Below are 18,075 nucleotides of genomic sequence, written 5' to 3'. Positions count from 1 at the left end.
TTATTATTCCGAAGGCCTCCTGTATCAGTTTATATTTGTCCGTATAAATCTTCTAGTGGTTTCATAATAACTTTGTTTAGCTCTCCAATAACCATGCTCATCCGTTGTTCGGCTTGCATTAGCCTAGCAATTTTTTCATTTTGCTGAACGAGTCCTACAGTTGACTGTACTTGTTGGATCTCTTGTTCAGATATATCCTGCCCCATCATTTGTTTCTGTTGCAGGTCCATTTGGATTTGACGGAACTTATCAAACATTTGTTTTGCTGCGGGATCAGTATTTACTTCTTTGTACGCTTGTTGTAGTTGTAAATATTCATCACTTTGACGAATGGCTGTTTCTAACGCATAGGCAGAATCATATAAATTAACGGCCATTGAAATCCACTCCTTTTTATTAATCAACTATAACAAACTATTCACCAAAATGCGAGAATGTTAAAATCACCATCTAGATCCATTTTACATACATTACTATATCAACTAATGCCTATATTTAAAAAGCGCAAGCGCCCGTTTAGCTGCGTCTGGACTGGAGCACTCCAACTGAGATAAAGGAAAATCGAAAAGCGCAAGCGCCTTGCTCAGGGGCGACAGGCATAAGACGAGCCGGCGTGAAGGTTGTTGTTTAACCTTCATGACGGATTGGCTTATGAGTCCGAGCCCCTAGGCGCTGGAGCTAGACAACACGGAGAGCGGAGCGATTCGATGTTGACTTATCGTAGGGCGGAGGGCGAAGTCCACTAGCAGTTTGGAGCTGGATTCAGAGAACTATTACCGTTTCAAAAATATAATTTTTAATTTCCCCAATCAAGGATAGAAATTGAGGAATGCTTATGTCTTTTCCATTAACTCAGGTGATCATCGAAGCAAGAAAACCTAAGAAAAAGAATGACAGCCTTGTGCAAATGTCTACACATTTGTTTACTTGTTTAGGATTAAAAAAATATCATTTGAATTTAAAATTAGGAAAGAAGTCGATCCCAACAACCGTCCAAATTGTAGACCTGGACCAAAACAATATGATGCTTATTCCTGAAAATATTCTGAATATTTTTTGCATGCCCGTCCAAGGTTTTAAATTTCAGGCTATCTATCGGCCTGATGTTCTTACACTTGAACTTGGACCTTTGATTGGACTATTAACTGATTTCCCTTCTATAAAACAGGAGGAGCCACACTTTCGTTCTATTCATGCTTTTTGTGAGGAACTTCATCAAGGTATTACTGAGAATGGTGGCTTTTTTTATGTTTTTTCATACGATGAATTTTTAAATCAAGGCTATTACCTTTTAAATGGCAAATGGACTTCGTTTGAGCATCCAATCCCGGATGTGATATACAACCGGATTCATTCTCGCAAACTTGAAAAATCTGTACAGTTTAAGCACTTTCGCGAAAGAATAGAAACCTTGCAGATTCCTTTGTTTAATGAACGATTCCTGTCAAAATGGGAAGTATATAATCAAATATTTCAAGAAAAGCACCTCTATCCCTATATACCAAAAACAAAAATCTATACAAAGGAGCACCTATATGAACTTGCCCAAGAATATGAAACGATTTTTATTAAGCCTGTTCATGGCAGTCAAGGCAGGAATATTGTCAAATTGATAAAAGAAGATGAAAGCCACTACACCTTACAATCCTCGATTCCATCACTTAACAACAACTCTAGCAATAAATTCATCATAGACGAATTACATTACCTACTTGAGCCTTATCTTCAAAATCGATTTTATATCATTCAACAAGGGGTGGAATTATTTAGGTATGAATCATGTTCCATGGACTTTAGGGCACTTTGTCACAAAAATCTGAACAACCATTGGCAAGTTACCTCTATTGTAGCAAGGATCGCAGCAAAAGATGAGTTTGTTTCCAACATCGCAAGAGGAGGAAGAATGATTAGGCCGTTGGATGTTTTAAAAACAAGTCTAGGACCTAAAAGATCATTACAGATCCTTGCTCTTATGAAGGAATTAGCTGTTGAAACAGCTTCTATCATTAGTAATTCTTCAACAGGGATAACAGGTGAACTTGGCATCGACATTGGTGTAGATCAAGAGGGAAAGCTGTGGATTATTGAAGTAAACTCGAAACCTTCGAAAAACTTTGAGGATGGATTAGGAAAAATAAGACCATCAGCAAAGGCGCTCATTCAATTTTGTACATTGCTTGCATTTAATTCGACCATTGTAAAGGAGGAGCAGTAAATTGATTGCCTTTGGACTAATGACAGTCAGCATGGAAAGTGAGCAGTCCTATCTAAACGACATCGCTAGCCTTGCTGAATCCTGCGGGGTTGAATGCTATCGCTTCATCCCCACTAACATCAATCCACTTACACTAAAAGTAAAAGGGAAAAAATTCATTTCACAAACAAAATCCTGGGTTGACAATGAATTTCCCATTCCAGCAATTGTTTATGATCGTTGTTTTTATGGCGATGATGACCACTCAAAGCAGTGTATTCCAATTGTATCTTGGCTAAAGGCCAGACCCGATATAACCTTTTTAGGGTATGGCTTGCCTAATAAACTAGAACTCTATGAAGTTTTAAAAAGCACAGTTTTATCAGCTTACTTACCGATGACGCAAGCGGCTTGTGATCCTGCCATCGTGTTAAATGAATTAACAGCCGAGAAACGAATTATTTTAAAGCCAATTAATGGCTCGCAGGGCAATGGCATTTATTATTTGAAGAAAAACAAAAAGTCCTTTCATGTTAAAACGGAGAAACACAAAAATATTATCTCACGGATTTTCCCGAATGAAACAAAACTGATTAAATGGTTACAACCTCTTATCATCAAGCGTCCATACCTGATGCAACCGTATTTGGAATTATCCAATGATACATTGCAGCCATTTGACCTTCGGATCCTCTTACAGAAAAAAATGGATGGAGATTGGGGAGAAATGGGCAGAGGTATCCGTACCGGGAGTACAGGGGGAATCCTCTCCAACTTAAGTGCAGGAGGTTCCATTCTTCCTTACTCTGATTGGTCATCCTCTTTACTACCCTCTATGAAGGAGTATTTAAATCAGGAATTAGAATATATTCTCTCCAATCTTCCTCCTATTCTTGAAAATGCTTTTTTACCCTTATTTGAGATTGGTATCGATATTGGTATAGCGAAAAATGGGTCAATTTGGATTTTGGATATCAATTCGAAGCCGGGTCGAAAGGTCATCCTTCATACTCAGCCAGACATAAAGAGGATATTAAACCTTGCCCCGCTGCTTTATGCGAAACACCTAAGTAAGTGTGAGTTAAAAGAAAGGAAGAGCTATTATGAGAAAACATTATCTCATTGAAGTTGCTCAAAATGATCAATTAGTGGTATTCTGTCCTTCGGCAATTTTACAAGAAAAAGAAGTAACACGGATTGCCTTTGGTTCAAGATCTTTAGAAGTTGATTTTATCCCACATCCAGATCATAATGATCGGATATCCATTAGCCGTGAAATTCAACATGCACTCCAATTTCCTAGTTTCAACGTTCCACTCCATGTTTTTTTCAATAACCAAACACTAATTATTGGTCCACTAGTAGGGATTTTTACAGCAGGATTTACTTCCTTACCATTAGAACCTATTGGTGATCGAACACAGTTCTTTTCAAAACTCCTATCTGTCAATAAAACGGTCGGTGCATTACCCTTTGTATTCGGAGAACAGCATATTGATTGGGACCTAGAAACCATTGAGGGATACTTTTACCATAATAATGGTTGGAAGACAGTTAACATTCCCTTTCCTAATGTAATTTATGATCGGCTTCCCAATCGAAGATGTGAAAATAATCCAAGATTAATTAAGGTTAGAGAACGATTGCAAAAAGAGTATCTTATTCCATGGTATAATCCTGGATTTTTCAATAAACTTGATATTCATGAAAGGCTTATTCAGGACGAAACCGTTGCTCATTTTCTCCCAGAAACATTACCATTTACTTCCTTCTCTTCTATCGAAATAATGCTATTCCATTATGGTCATGTCTTTATCAAACCGAAAAATGGCAGTCTCGGTTTAGGTGTTCACCAAATTATTTACGACAAACACAGTGACGATTATTTCTGTCGTTACCAAGATCAGAATGGTGCAAATCGGCTGAGGAAATTTTCAAGTCTAGAACGCTTGATGGGGACCGTCTTTGCTAATCAATCCCTTGAAAACATGTTGGTACAGCAGGGCATAAATTTACTACGAAGCGAAGCTCGATCCATTGATTTTAGGGTCCACACCAATAAAGATGATATGGGGAATTGGCATGTATCTGCTATTGCAGCGAAAATTGCAGGACCCGGCAGTGTGACCACCCATACAAGAAGCGGTGGAGATATCAAGACAATCGAAGAGGTTTTCTCCAGTGAAGAATGTATTCATAGTAAAGAGAGACTCTCCAGTGCCGCACTGCTTTTAAGCAGCGCCTTGGATCGACATGTAGAAGGCATTATTGGTGAGATTGGTTTTGATTTAGGGATCGATCGAAATGGGGAAGTTTGGCTCTTCGAAGCAAATTCCAAACCTGGAAGAACTATCTTTACTCATCCGGAATTAAAGGAATTTGATTTGCTAACCCGAAAATTATCCATTGCATTTGCGGTCTTTCTTACCGAGCAATCCTTATTACCTCCAGAGGAGTTATTCAAATGAAAACCAATCATCCAAAGCCTCTGATTGGGATTATGACAACAAGAAAAGCAGATGGTTCCATCGCCGGAAATGGCCTACTTTTTAAGGCTTTACAAAAGAAGCTTATTTCACAAGATGGAATAAGCTTTGTTTTTACACCTGAAGATGCAAATTCAGACTATATTACGGGCTATGCTTTTTTACCTGAACAAAATCACTGGATTAAGGAAAAATTTCGCTACCCAGACCTTGTTTATAACCGAATTCCTTTTCGAAAGTCAGAACAAAGCGACCAATGCCAACAGTTTCTTTCCTTACTAAAGGAGAAGAATATCCCCTTTTTCAATCCGTGTTTTATCGATAAATATGAGCTCTATGAAGTGCTTAAAAATCACCCGTTTTTAGAAACTTTCCTTCCACAGACGATCCTCATCCATGGTAAAAAGGACTTGTTCAAGTTTCAAACGAAGCATAAAAGCATTTATTTAAAACCTGCTCAATCCTCAAAGGGAAAAGGGATTTTTCGCTTAAAAATAATTGGGGATTCCACACTACAATTCGACGGAATCGATCATCAAGAAACTTATAAATCGTTTGATCATTTCTGGGGAGAATGGGGTAAGGAACTACTTGAAAAAAAATACTTAGCACAAGAGGAAGTAAAATCAGTTCAATATAAGGGCAGCCGTTTCGATTTTCGAATCCTTGCCCATGCAAATGACAGTGGCTATATCGTAACAGGAATTGGAATTCGGCAATCACAGGGCCAAGAAATTACGACTCATATTCCATCCGGCGGTAGATTCCTGCCCTATGAACTTTTGCAATCAAAGGAACATGATCGTTTTATTGAATCGATTGTCCCTGAAATCGGGAAAAGTTTATCTGATCGATTTGGTTATTTCGGCGAATTTTCTATTGATGCTGGGGTAAGTATTACGGGTCAGTACTATATTTACGAGGTGAATTCAAAACCAATGAGTTTTGACGAAATTGTAATAGAAGCAAAAAAAATTGAGCAACTTTGCAGCTTATTTCTCCAACTAACAGATTATGAAAACTGACAGAAAATTCATATTTAAATATTTCCCCAAACAAGTTAAGCTATAAGTAAGAATATTAAAAGGGGGAATTCACGATGATCATGCACTTTCAATTCAAACCATTATTTGAAAACAAAAACATTCCTGGCTGGAATTTTTCCTTTTATCATAAAAAACAAAAAGTTACGGGGATTTATCACCAAACCGGGAAAATAGAATGGACAGCGAATGTGCCTGAACAGGATGAAATCGAGGCATTATCAAGTCAAATCCATGAGCTTATGCTTTACCATGTTTATGAATAATCTCAAATGATAATCATGGGTGTATGAAAACGTTCCTTATCCGCAAACTAAATATAGTATTGGGAAAGGATGATAGTGATGAACAAAGAAAAAGAGAACGTAACGGATTTAGGTTCTGCTTATGAAGGCAGAGATAAGGCGTTTATGGATGTTGACCGAATGATTAACGAAGGTATGTCTGGTGGTTCTGTCCATTCCCGCCATGATTCAACAAATATTGAAGAAGCCCGTGACTTTCAAGAAGAACAACCACCTTATGAATGCGAATAATATCAACTACTATTTTAACTGGCCAGCCAAAATAACTTTGGCTGGCCATTATTATTTTTTAGCTTTCATTAACTACTGTATACTTACTGTAGTTAATGAAAAAATCCAACCAAATGGAGAAACCAATGATGTTACGAAAATTATTGTCTATTTATGAAAATGCTATTTTGTTTCCCGTTAAACCTGACAAGCCTTCAGAACAATTGTATTTATTTTCCAACGACCATGAAAACGAATGGCTCGGCATTCCTAAAACTGAGCTGTCTGAAAAGGAATTAACCCTCCTTCAAACGATATACCAATTAGTTGAGATTCAATCTGTGGCCAGAAATGCAGCAGCCAAGGGTTGGGATGAGTATTTATTAGACGATGGGCCGCTGCCGTCCTATCATACTGATTCAACGCTCCGTTTCATTCAATTTCAAATTAAAGGAGATGAAACAAACCAAATAGAAATTGAGTCGGCCTTAAAAGGTTTCTTTACTGAAGAAATCATCATCATTTGGGAAAACAGAAGTCGAGGGATTGTTATTGAAGAGGACAATACGGTCTCTCTCACTGAAGAAGAATTGATTTCTATGTCAGAAACATTAGAAAGCGATTTTTATGTCAAAATCTATTTTTATTTAGGAAAGTTCAATCCTTTTAACGATCAACTTCGCTCTAAATATCTACTGGAGAAAGAATACTTTTCCTTCGGCAATACGAATCTTGTGACCCTAAAGAATATCTTTACATTTGAACGGGTCTTTCCTGCCTATGTAGCTTATCATTTGCCGGCGGATTTAAAACAAATGGTGAATCAGGAAATATTTGAAGTTTTTTATGATGACCCCGACTTTTTTTCGACCATTAAAGTTTTTCTTGAGAATAATTTAAATGCTAGTTTGACGGCAAAAAAATTGTATATCCACCGAAATACACTTCAATATCGGATTGATAAATTTATCGACAAGTCCGGAATCCAATTAAAGGATTTTTATGGTGCCTTTACAGTCTTTTTAGCTTGTCTTCTTTATGAACAAAGTCAGAAAAAGTAACAATGTGCCCAAAAAAGCGTTTTCATTCTTTGTGCAGTCTGTCTATACCTATTTTCTGTTGCCAATTGTAAACTGTTACTAACAAGATAAAGGGAGGAATTACAATGGCAGAGTTAAAATTAGATCATATTTATAAAATTTATGATAATAAGGTAACAGCTGTTCAAGACTTCAATTTACATATTGAAGATAAAGAATTTATCGTGTTTGTAGGACCATCAGGGTGCGGGAAATCTACAACACTTCGAATGATTGCTGGTCTTGAAGATATTTCTAAGGGTGATTTCTACATTGATGGGAAAAGAGTGAACGATGTAGCACCAAAAGATCGCGATATCGCCATGGTTTTCCAAAACTATGCTCTTTATCCACACATGACTGTATATGATAACATGGCGTTTGGCTTAAAACTGCGCAAATTTCCTAAAGATGAAATTGACCGTCGCGTAAAAGACGCAGCAAAGATTCTTGGTTTAGAAGCTTACTTAACTCGTAAACCTAAAGCACTTTCAGGTGGACAACGTCAACGTGTGGCATTAGGCCGTGCGATTGTACGTGATGCAAAAGTATTCTTAATGGATGAACCGTTATCAAACCTTGATGCTAAGCTTCGTGTTCAAATGCGTGCGGAAATTGCTAAGCTTCACCGCCGCTTAGATACTACTACCATCTATGTAACACATGACCAAACTGAAGCGATGACAATGGCTACACGACTAGTTGTTATGAAAGATGGTATCATTCAACAAGTTGGTTCTCCTAAAGAAGTTTATGAAAAGCCTGAGAATGTCTTTGTTGGTGGATTTATTGGATCTCCTGCAATGAACTTCTTTAATGGAAAACTTGAGGATGGAAAATTTGTCATTGGAAATGCTACCCTTGCTGTTCCAGAAGGAAAAATGAAATATCTGCGCGAACAAGGGTATGTTGGAAAATCAATTATCCTTGGTACTCGTCCAGAAGATATTCATGATGAACCTGTTTTCATTGATGCATCAGCTGGATCAAAAATAAAGGCACAAGTGGATGTTGCAGAGTTAACTGGTGCAGAATTAATGATTTATTCTAGCATTGGCGGCCAAGATTTCGTAGCACGCGTGGATTCTCGTGGTGATATTCATCCTGGCGATACTTTAGAACTTGCTTTTGATATGAATAAGGCACATTTCTTTGATGAAGAAACCGAAGCAAGAATCCGCCCATAAAAGCGATGAATAAGAATAAACTAAGCCCCCTCTTCATGAGCGGGGCTTATTCTTTTATAAAAACTACCTCCTCAGTATTACAAGCAGGGCATCGATATACATGCGGACACTTATGACCTAAATTTGTATCGGGATATCCATCTTCCATTTTCATTAAGTCAATTTCCATATATGGACTGTAATCATCATAAAAATCCATCAGACGACCACTTTCCATCATAGGCTCACCGCAAGTTGAACATAATAAGTAGGCTTCACGGAAACCATTACATACTGGGCATTCAGACATTCTATTCACCCTTTTTAATTAATTGATAACCTTAGTTTGTGTTAACTTACATCCCATATGTAATGGAATAAACTACCAAATAAATCCTCGAATAAGTCTTTCCTTTTTAATCATAATAAGTATTACAAAGCAAGCAACACCTTTAACACGATGGATGAAACCAAAAGGGGAAATAGCCGGTGCAAGTCCGACTCATCCAGCCAAACCGAAGGTTTATGAATGAATCTCCACCTTGTAAAAAACTTATCAAAAGTAATATTGATAATATGGGTTAGGCCTAGGCGGCAATGGTTTAATCTCCATTATGGTTCAACTCCATACTGACCCCAAATTTATTAAGAGGAGTGTTATTCAACTATGGCAACTAACAACAACTCTAATCAACTTCTAGTACCAGGCGTCGAACAAGCTCTTAGTCAAATGAAGTATGAAATTGCTTCAGAATTTGGTGTAAATCTTGGTGCTGACACTACTTCACGTGCCAACGGATCTGTTGGTGGAGAAATTACAAAACGTCTAGTAGCAATGGCTGAGTCTCAACTTGGCGGATTCCAACGCTAATATTTTAACCAAGTAAATTACAAATAAATATTATGGCTAAGCCCCTTCCTTTGGAAGGGGCTTTCATTTTCTTAAATCATATCTTTCGGATTGACCCATTTTGAAAACTGATCCTCGGTAACATAGCCTAGTTTTAAGGCTGCTTCTTTTAACGAACTATTTTCTTTAAACGCTAGTTTGGCAATCTCTGCTGCCTTTTCATAGCCAATATAAGGGTTTAATGCAGTAACAAGCATTAAGGAGCGATTCAAATGCTCGTTTAAAATCTCTTCATTTGCCTGAATTCCGATGGCACAATTTTGATTAAAAGATCTTATCCCATCTGTAAGAAGCCGAACCGATTGGATAAAATTATTAATAATTACTGGTTTAAATACATTTAACTCGAAATTTCCTTGACTTGCTGCAAAAGCTATGGCGGCGTCATTTCCATAAACCTGACACGTTATCATTGTCAAAGCCTCACTTTGGGTTGGATTGACCTTACCTGGCATAATTGAACTGCCGGGCTCATTCGCAGGGATGCTAAGTTCACCAATCCCACTGCGCGGTCCGCTTGCAAGCCAGCGGACATCATTAGCTATTTTCATTAAATCAGCGGCTAAGGCTTTTAGCGAACCATGAACATGTACAATCTCATCGTGACTGGTTAAAGCATGGAATTTATTTTCTGAGGAACGAAATGAATATCCAGTAAAGGTGGAAATTTGTTCAGCAACCATATTACCGAATTGTGGGGGGGCATTAATGCCTGTACCAACTGCCGTCCCGCCTATCGCCAAATCCAAAAGATATTGACTTGCCTCTTTTATCATCTTTTCACATTTTTCAAGCATCCACCGCCAGCCACTGATCTCTTGTCCTAGCGTCAGTGGTGTGGCATCTTGCAAATGAGTTCTTCCAATTTTTATAACTTTTGAAAAATCCTTTTCTTTAACAAGAAGTGTCTTTTTTAATTCTGTTATAGCCGGGAGGAGTTCTTCTACTACTTTTTTATAAGCAGCAATATGCATGGCTGTTGGAAAGGTATCATTGGAACTTTGCGACATATTGACATCATCATTGGGGTGGATTCTTTCATGTCCGGCACCCTTGTCCTTTAAATATTCATTTGCTTTATTGGCTATGACTTCATTGACATTCATGTTGGATTGTGTCCCACTGCCTGTTTGCCAGACCACCAATGGAAAATGTTCATCCATATTTCCAGTAAGAATAGCCTCACATACTTTTTGGATTGCGTTTAATTTACTTTCACTCAGCTTTCCTAATTGGAAATTTACGATTGCTGCAGCCTTTTTAATAAAAACCAAACCATAAATTAATTCCAATGGCATCTTTTCGGAGCCAATTTTAAAATTTTCCTTGCTCCGTTGTGTTTGCGCTCCCCAATATTTATCAATGGGTACACGAACCTCACCAAGCGTATCTTTTTCAATTCGATATTTTTCCACTTGTCATCTACACCTCACAAATTCATATACTTCCATATATATACCCAATCCTATCCATTTTATTAAAGTAATGACAATTATCATCAATAAAAAAACTGCAGACACTTGTCTGTAGTTAATGTTTTAATGTTTAATGATTGTATATCCGATATAATATGAAAGGATTAAAAAACTACCGATTAATAGCACAACTGAATAATCTGACATATACATCCCACCCTTATATTAGTAAATGCTTAAACAGTTTCAAAATATCATAAGCGAAGGGTATCGCAAGTGATGAATATTACACTTTATTGACTAAGAGGTGAATTTTTTGTGAACATTTGCCTTTTCGGTGCAACAGGCAGAGTTGGCACGATTATTTTAGAACATGCACTATCCAAAGAGCATTCTGTCCGAGCTCTGGTGAGAGATAGGAGAAAATTAACCATTAGCAATGATGGCCTTCATATTATTGAAGGTAATGTAATAAATGAAACAGACATTGCGAATAGCTTAATGGGATCTGATGTAGTGATAAGTGCACTGAATACAGCAGGAACTACCACGCTGTCAGAATCTATGCCATTTATCATAAAGCATATGAAAGAGCAAGGAATACTGCGAATTATAACGATTGGAACGGCAGGAATTCTCCAGGCTCGGTCTGCCCCCCATTTATATCGGTTTCAATCGTCTGAGTCGAAACGGAAAAGTACACGTGATGCTGAGGAACATTTACGGGCCTATTTATTACTAAAAGATTCCGGGCTCGATTGGACGGTTGTTTGTCCGACTTACTTACCGGTAGGGGAAAGAATAGGGCATTATAGGTATGAAAAAGACTTTCTTCCTGATCATCCTTCTTCCATCTCGATTTACGACACAGCAGATTTTGCTTTTGGGCAGCTATTTAGCAATCAATTTATCGGCTCCCGGGTAGGGTTAACTTACTAAAAAGAACCCCTTAACATGTTAGGTTAAGGGGTCTCATCTATCCAGCCAAATCGGTACTGCCTTGCTGGAGTTGATACATTTGATAATATTTACCTTTATGCTCCATTAATTGCTCATGCGTTCCTTTTTCAACAATCATTCCTCGATCCAACACGATTATTTGGTCGGCACTCCGGATGGTTGATAACCGATGGGCAATGATAAAGGTGGTTCTTCCTTTTTTCAAAACTTCCATTGCCTCTTGAATCAACGCTTCCGTCTCTGTATCAATACTTGAGGTGGCTTCATCTAGAATGAGAATAGCTGGATTAAATGCTAGTGCTCTTGCAAATGAAATTAACTGGCGCTGTCCACTTGAAAGGGTGCTTCCCTTCTCAAGGACTGGTTCATCATAACCATTTTCTAAGTTCTTAAATATTTTTTCAGCCCCAACATCCTTTAATGCTTTTTCTACTATTTCTTTTTTAATGGCAGGATCATTAAGGCTTACATTTGAGGCAATCGTCCCTGTGAATAAATAGGGATCCTGCAATACAATCCCCATATGGTTCCGGATTGATTGACGAGAAATCGTTCTAATATCTTTTCCATCAATCGTAATTTTTCCCTTTTGACAATCATAAAAGCGGAAAAGTAAATTCATAATTGAACTTTTTCCAGAACCCGTATGACCAACAAAGGCAACTGTTTCTCCATGCTTTGCTTCAAACTCAATATTCTTTAGGACATATTCTCCTTCTTTATAACCAAAAGAAACATGATTAAATGAAACATTTCCTTTAAAACGAGCCATTCGCTCACTACTAACATCTTCCCCTGGTTCATCCATCAACTTAAAAACACGTTCACCTGCCACAAGCGCAAGTTCTAAATTTGCTAATTGGTTGACAATCCCCTGAACCGGTTGGAAAAGACGATTTATATAATCAACAAAAGCATATAGCATCCCTAGTGAGAGAATGGTTGCAGTATTAAGTGCCAGACCGCCGAAATACCAAATAAATGCCACAAATATGAGATTTCTTAATATCCCTACTAGGTTATGCGAGGTTAAGGCATTTAAACTTAATAGTTTATTCTGGTACGTAAAATGCTCATAGTTAAGTTTTTCAAAATCTGCTTTTGTTTCTTTTTCACGGCTGAATGCCTGGATAATATTCATCCCTTGGATGGACTCATTAATCATTGCATTAATTTCACTGTTCCTTGACCGTATTACACGATTGAATTTCGAAGCATACTTTCGATATACTAACATCCACACATAAAGAATGGGCAACAATAATAAGCATATCGCTGCAAGTTTTACGTTTAAAATAAACAATGCGACATAAATACCGGTAATATAAATGGAGCTTGTAAAAAAGGTAGCCAGAACCGTTACGTATAACTCACGGATTGCCTCCGTGTCATTAGTAATTCTTGCGACTACCTTACCGGCAGGCAGATTATCAAAATAATTTATTGGCAGACGTTGGATCTGACCATACACGTCTTCGCGCATTTTTTGAATAATTCTGTTTGCTGATTTTTGTAATAAGTAACGTTCACCATACTGAAATATAGCTGAAACCACCAAAAGCCCAAAATAAATCGCCAATAGCTGAAAAATAATTGGGATCTCGGGCTGATAAAAGGTTAATATTTCGGATACCTTCAGGATTTTCGCCCCGTATTCAGCTTTGCGCTCACCATTTTTTATCACTAATGTTCCTTCTTGTAATGTTCGTTTCCCATCGAATTCGAGCTGTTGATCGATGAAAACAAACTTGGATCCGACTTGCAAAATCCGTATTGGTTTTCCCTTTTGTTCACCACTCGATAAATACTTTTCTCGTTTGTAAAACGCACCTTCATATTTGACTGCTTTATTGCCACTTGTTGTTTCGTACCAAACGGATTCAATTCCTAATATATGTTGATCAATAATATTTTTAGCAATAAACGGTCCAGCCAGATCGGTTGCGACAGAAATGGTCAGCATGATCAATGCTGCGATGATAATTTTTTTATAAGCAAATGCGTACCTAGCTAATCTTTTCCCTGTTGTCATGCTTGCACACCTTCCTCTATCTTACCTGCAGATTGCTGGCGAATAAATTGTTCCTTATACCACCCATCATGTTCGAGGAGTTGCTCATGTGTACCTTCTTCGATAATCCTGCCTTCATCAAATACAATAATATGGTCAGAATGCTGGACAGCGGACATTCGATGTGTGGTGATGATCGTGGTCTTGTCATTTCTTACCTTTCTAATATTGTCAATAATTCGTTTTTCTGTTTTGGCATCCACTGCAGATAAGGAATCATCGAGTATAAGAATGTCCGGATTTTTAATAAGTGCGCGAGCAATCGAGATCCGCTGTTTTTGCCCGCCTGATAAGGCCACGCCCTTCTCTCCCACGAGCGTACTTAATCCTTCTGGGAGCAGATCGAGATCCTTACGAAGCGCTGCTAAATCAATAACCTCATCCAATTCTTGATCGTTTGCGTCTTTCCTGCCAAAGAGAATGTTCTCTTTTACACTTCGAGAAAACAACACATGATCTTGTGGCACATAACCAATCCAGTTGCGAACTTGATTTAACGTTTGCTCCTCTAACGGGACACCCGATATGGATACTTCTCCATCACCTAATGGATACTGTCTTAATAATTGCTTAATAAAGGTAGTCTTTCCTGACCCTGTTTTACCAACAATGCCCAATGTCTGCCCCGGTAGAACTTTTACATTAACATCTTTAAGATTATCATTTTTAGAAGAGGGGTAACGGAAGATTACCTGTTGATAATCAATGCCATCGGCACGTTCAATCGAAATGGGATGGAGAGGATTGACGACTTCTTCCACATAGCTAAGTGTGTCATTAACACGGTCGAGTGATGCATTTCCTCTTTGCATCACATTGATTAGCTCACCAATTGCGAACATCGGCCAGATCAGCATTCCTAAATACACATTAAAGGAAACTAAATTCCCCAATGTGATCGATTGATGAAAAACTAAATAAGCACCATAACCAAGGCCAATTAAGTAGCTAATGCCGACAAGCACCTTAATCGTAGGATCAAATAAAGCGTCAATTCGTGCAACCTTAATATTCTTATCATAAACATCTTCAGTGAGTTGATGAAACCGATTGCTATCCGCCACTTCTTGAACATAAGCACGAATCACCCTTACTCCTGCAACAGATTCAAGTACTCGGTCATTCATTTCACCAAAGGCATCCTGTGCTTCCATGAAGCGTGTATGAATTCTGTTCCCATAAATTTTCATTAAAATGGCCATAAATGGCAGCGGGATAATCGCTGCTAAGGTTAACTTCCAGCTAATAAAAATCCCCATCGTTACCAGTAATGTCAGCATCCAAACACTTGAATCAACAAGTGTCAGAATTCCAAAACCTGCTGTGATGGAAATGGCTTTTAAATCATTTGTAGCACGTGCCATTAAATCCCCAGTCCGATTTTTTTCATAAAAAACTGGAGTCATTTTTAATAAGTGATTAACGAATCGAGACCTAAGTTTCCTTTCAACAAGGAAAGCGCCTCCAAATAATCGATACATCCATACATAGGTGATCGCATAGGACGACACCATGATTCCTAAAAGTATCCCAAGGTATTGAATTATTTTCTTTTTACTTATACCGCCAACATGAATATCATCAATAGCCATTCCTATTAATTTAGGCGGTATCACATCTAAAACACCAACTAAAATTAATAAGGTGATCGCGATTAGGTACCGCTGCCGATTTTCTCTAAAAAACCAACTCAATTTTTTTAAAACAACAAACATTACTAACTCCCCCTTATTTTTTACTATCCGCCGTCTTGTGCTCCTTTTGTGTTTCCAGTCCAAGATTCTTCTAGATATCTCATAAATTCTTCCTCCCTCAAATTTGTTTTGAACTATAAAAAAAAGACATACCGCAGTAGTGCAGTATGCCTCCTTTTAAAAAAAGGGACAAAAAAACACACGTTACGTTACAAATGCGAACGTAACCTGTGTTTTAGTCATTTATCAAGTGTTTCACATTGAAAAATTAACAAGAAATTTCTTCAGGACAGGTTACATTCATATATTCAATTGTTAATAAAACTTGATTGAATTTAGTCATTTTGTAACCCTCCCTTTCCTTTTTTTTCTTCCTTTGTTAGATTATCACCAGTTGTTTTAAAAGTCAATTCCCATTTTTCTGAATTGTTTCAAACACCTTTCGACACATCGTAGATTATTCATGCCCATTTCCATGTCCTTCTTCTTTTCCCTTTCCTTTATTCTTCCATTTCCTTTGCCATTTTTCCTTTTGTTTATTCCATTTCTCTTCCCACTTTTGAACTTCATTATTAAAGTTTTCTTGAAAATTAAAAAGATTCTTAGCAGCCTCTGCCTGCCTTTTCTTTTCAATCAAGCTTGCAATATGCGGGACATTAAAGCTCTTGGCAGGCTCATTCATTAATGCTTTCGTCATTACATCTCGAAAAACAACTGCCGCCCCTTTATTGCTTGTCGGAGTAATATAATGCTCTGCATCTGTTTTATCATAGCCAACCCAGATAGCCCCGACCAGCTGTGGTGTATATCCAACAAACCATTGATCCTTCAGGCCATTTATTCCCTTTATCGGAACTTGAGTTGAACCCGTTTTCCCTGCAGTTTCTCGGCCTGGTATTTGTGCTGCCTTACCTGTACCTTGTTCCACAACACCAAGAAGCATGGTCGTCATTTTGTCTGTTACGGCTTTTGTTGTCACTCTCTCTTTTTTTGATTTCCAGACGGCAACAACATTTCCCTCAGCATCAACAATTTTCCTAATCGCATGAGCCTTTATTCTTATACCGTTATTCGGGAAAACAGAAAAAGCTTCTGCCATGTTTAGGGGAGAGACACCTTTATGCAAACCTCCCAAGGCTAGAGATAAATTACGGTCATGTTTGTCCAACGAAATTCCAAACCGCTTAATGGAATCTAGTCCTTTTTCAATTCCAAGTTCATTTAAGAGCCACACAGCTGAAACATTTTTTGATTCTTTCACCGCTTCATACATTGGTACTTGACCAGCATATTGATGATCATAATTACTAGGTTGATAATCTCCAAATGACATTGGTTCATCTTTTAACATATCACTAATCTGCCAACCTTCTTCCAGAGCAGGTGAATAGACAGCTAATGGCTTAAAAGAAGAACCTGGCTGTGCCTCTAATTGCGAAGCACGATTATATCCTCTAAACGTATGTGTCCCCCTGCCTCCAACAATAGCCTTAATCCCGCCTGTTTTTGGATCTATTAAGACCCCGCCGCTCTGTACTAGCCGGTCTTTTCCTTCTTGGAACAAGGAATCATTTTGATATGTTTCTTCCATGGCGGTTTGTATGGCAGGTTCAAGTTCTGTATAAATTTGATAGCCGCCGGTGAGTAATTCATCCTGTGATAATCCATATAAGTTTATTGCCTCATCTAAAACCTGATCAACATAGTATGGAAATTTGCCCCGGAACGGGTCACCGCCCCTATCATTCAAAATTACTTTTTCGTGATTTGCTTTTTCATACTGCTGATTGGAAATATACCCTTGTTTCTTCATTTGTGTTAATACAAGATTTCTCCGGTCAGTTGCCTTTTCCATATGTTCATATGGATTTAGGGCAGATGGCGCTTTAATTAACCCTGCGAGTAAGGCAGATTCACTGATTGATAGGTCTTTAACATCTTTGGCAAAATATTTGCTGGCGGCTGTTTTAATTCCCCATGCACCGTTTCCAAAATAAATTTGGTTTAAGTACATCTGCAAGATCTCTGATTTCGAATATTCCCGTTCAATCTGTAGCGCTAAAAAAACCTCCTCCATCTTCCGATTTAAGGTTTTTTGTGATGTGAGAAGTGTATTCTTTGTCAATTGCTGAGTTATGGTGCTGCCGCCTTCTACCATGCCTCCAGCTTTTAGGTCACGGATTAATGCCCTTGATGTTCCAATCAGGTCCACACCGCTATGTTGGTAAAATCGACGATCCTCAATGGCAATGATCGCGTTTTTCATAGATTCGGGGACTTGCTTAATCGAGACACCTTCATTTTTATTCGCCGATACTTTACTAGCTAGCTCCTCATTCACATCATAAAACACCGTTGCCTGAGGCAGCTCATTTTTCAGTCCTGAGATGTCTGCATCCTTGGAAAAATAATAAAGTAGTCCAAAAAAACTTAAGATAATAATGAGCATAGAAAGCACTAATATTTGGAGCAAGTGCCACCTTTTCCAGTTTTTAAATATGTTAGTTACATTCACTTTAAATCCCAAATGAAAACACCCTTT

General features: G+C 38.0%; 16 protein-coding genes. 10 read left to right on the top strand and 6 right to left on the bottom strand.

The annotated features are described in order from the left end of the window. Positions 1–29: 29 nt before the first annotated feature. Positions 30–377: a YlbF/YmcA family competence regulator gene (locus KW850_RS23410; RefSeq protein WP_218350170.1), complete on the bottom strand. Its 348-nt coding sequence runs from the start codon at positions 375–377 to the stop codon at positions 30–32. A gap of 458 nt (positions 378–835) precedes the next feature. On the opposite strand from KW850_RS23410, the gene KW850_RS23405 reads away from it, so the two are divergent. The 8 genes from KW850_RS23405 (at position 836) to KW850_RS23370 (ending at position 8,504) form a co-directional block, all read left to right on the top strand. Then, positions 836–2,215, top strand: a complete 1,380-nt coding sequence (locus KW850_RS23405; RefSeq protein ID WP_218350169.1) for a YheC/YheD family endospore coat-associated protein — start codon at positions 836–838, stop codon at positions 2,213–2,215. A 1-nt stretch (position 2,216) separates the two neighbouring features. Next, positions 2,217–3,320, top strand: a complete 1,104-nt coding sequence (locus KW850_RS23400; RefSeq protein WP_218350168.1) for a YheC/YheD family endospore coat-associated protein — start codon at positions 2,217–2,219, stop codon at positions 3,318–3,320. Beyond that, positions 3,298–4,662, top strand: coding sequence for a YheC/YheD family endospore coat-associated protein (locus KW850_RS23395; protein ID WP_218350167.1), 1,365 nt, complete (start codon positions 3,298–3,300; stop codon positions 4,660–4,662). Before KW850_RS23400 ends, KW850_RS23395 begins: the two co-directional genes overlap by 23 nt. Continuing rightward, positions 4,659–5,705, top strand: coding sequence for a YheC/YheD family endospore coat-associated protein (locus KW850_RS23390; protein WP_218350166.1), 1,047 nt, complete (start codon positions 4,659–4,661; stop codon positions 5,703–5,705). Before KW850_RS23395 ends, KW850_RS23390 begins: the two co-directional genes overlap by 4 nt. A gap of 74 nt (positions 5,706–5,779) precedes the next feature. Next, a complete protein-coding gene (locus KW850_RS23385) occupies positions 5,780–5,989 on the top strand; it encodes a YheE family protein (protein ID WP_218350165.1) in 210 nt (69 codons plus the stop codon). A 78-nt stretch (positions 5,990–6,067) separates the two neighbouring features. Further along, entirely contained in the window at positions 6,068–6,259 is a 192-nt protein-coding gene (locus tag KW850_RS23380) for a hypothetical protein (RefSeq protein WP_218350200.1), read from the top strand. Between the two features lie 128 nt (positions 6,260–6,387). Continuing rightward, entirely contained in the window at positions 6,388–7,299 is a 912-nt protein-coding gene (locus KW850_RS23375; protein ID WP_218350164.1) for a PucR family transcriptional regulator, read from the top strand. A gap of 104 nt (positions 7,300–7,403) precedes the next feature. Continuing rightward, on the top strand, positions 7,404–8,504 hold the full coding sequence (locus tag KW850_RS23370) for an ABC transporter ATP-binding protein (protein WP_218350163.1): 1,101 nt from the start codon (positions 7,404–7,406) through the stop codon (positions 8,502–8,504). Positions 8,505–8,550: 46 nt separating this feature from the next. Here KW850_RS23370 and KW850_RS23365 read toward each other — a convergent pair whose 3' ends face one another. Then, positions 8,551–8,793 carry a hypothetical protein gene (locus KW850_RS23365; RefSeq protein ID WP_218350162.1) on the bottom strand — a complete coding sequence of 81 codons (243 nt, stop codon included), beginning with the start codon at positions 8,791–8,793 and terminating at the stop codon, positions 8,551–8,553. Positions 8,794–9,150: 357 nt separating this feature from the next. Between KW850_RS23365 and KW850_RS23360 the strand changes: the two genes are divergently transcribed. Continuing rightward, positions 9,151–9,354 carry an alpha/beta-type small acid-soluble spore protein gene (locus KW850_RS23360; protein WP_218350161.1) on the top strand — a complete coding sequence of 68 codons (204 nt, stop codon included), beginning with the start codon at positions 9,151–9,153 and terminating at the stop codon, positions 9,352–9,354. A gap of 71 nt (positions 9,355–9,425) precedes the next feature. On the opposite strand, the gene fumC is transcribed toward KW850_RS23360, so the two are convergent. Then, a complete protein-coding gene (fumC, locus tag KW850_RS23355) occupies positions 9,426–10,808 on the bottom strand; it encodes a class II fumarate hydratase (RefSeq protein WP_218350160.1) in 1,383 nt (460 codons plus the stop codon). Between the two features lie 318 nt (positions 10,809–11,126). On the opposite strand from fumC, the gene KW850_RS23350 reads away from it, so the two are divergent. Beyond that, entirely contained in the window at positions 11,127–11,747 is a 621-nt protein-coding gene (locus KW850_RS23350; protein WP_218350159.1) for an NAD(P)-dependent oxidoreductase, read from the top strand. 37 nt (positions 11,748–11,784) lie between these two features. Here KW850_RS23350 and KW850_RS23345 read toward each other — a convergent pair whose 3' ends face one another. The 3 genes from KW850_RS23345 to KW850_RS23335 all read right to left on the bottom strand — a co-directional run bounded on the left by KW850_RS23345 (position 11,785) and on the right by KW850_RS23335 (position 18,060). Next, positions 11,785–13,800, bottom strand: coding sequence for an ABC transporter ATP-binding protein (locus KW850_RS23345; protein ID WP_218350158.1), 2,016 nt, complete (start codon positions 13,798–13,800; stop codon positions 11,785–11,787). Next, complete coding sequence (locus KW850_RS23340) at positions 13,797–15,554, bottom strand: ABC transporter ATP-binding protein (RefSeq protein WP_218350157.1); 1,758 nt, start codon at positions 15,552–15,554, stop codon at positions 13,797–13,799. Before KW850_RS23340 ends, KW850_RS23345 begins: the two co-directional genes overlap by 4 nt. A 436-nt stretch (positions 15,555–15,990) precedes the next feature. After that, entirely contained in the window at positions 15,991–18,060 is a 2,070-nt protein-coding gene (locus tag KW850_RS23335; RefSeq protein WP_256358403.1) for a transglycosylase domain-containing protein, read from the bottom strand. Between the last annotated feature and the right edge of the window lie 15 nt (positions 18,061–18,075).

The sequence above is a fragment of the Bacillus sp. sid0103 genome (assembly GCF_019219025.1).
Note: the sequence above shows the minus strand (reverse complement) of the source record. Positions and strands in the feature narration are given on the sequence as shown.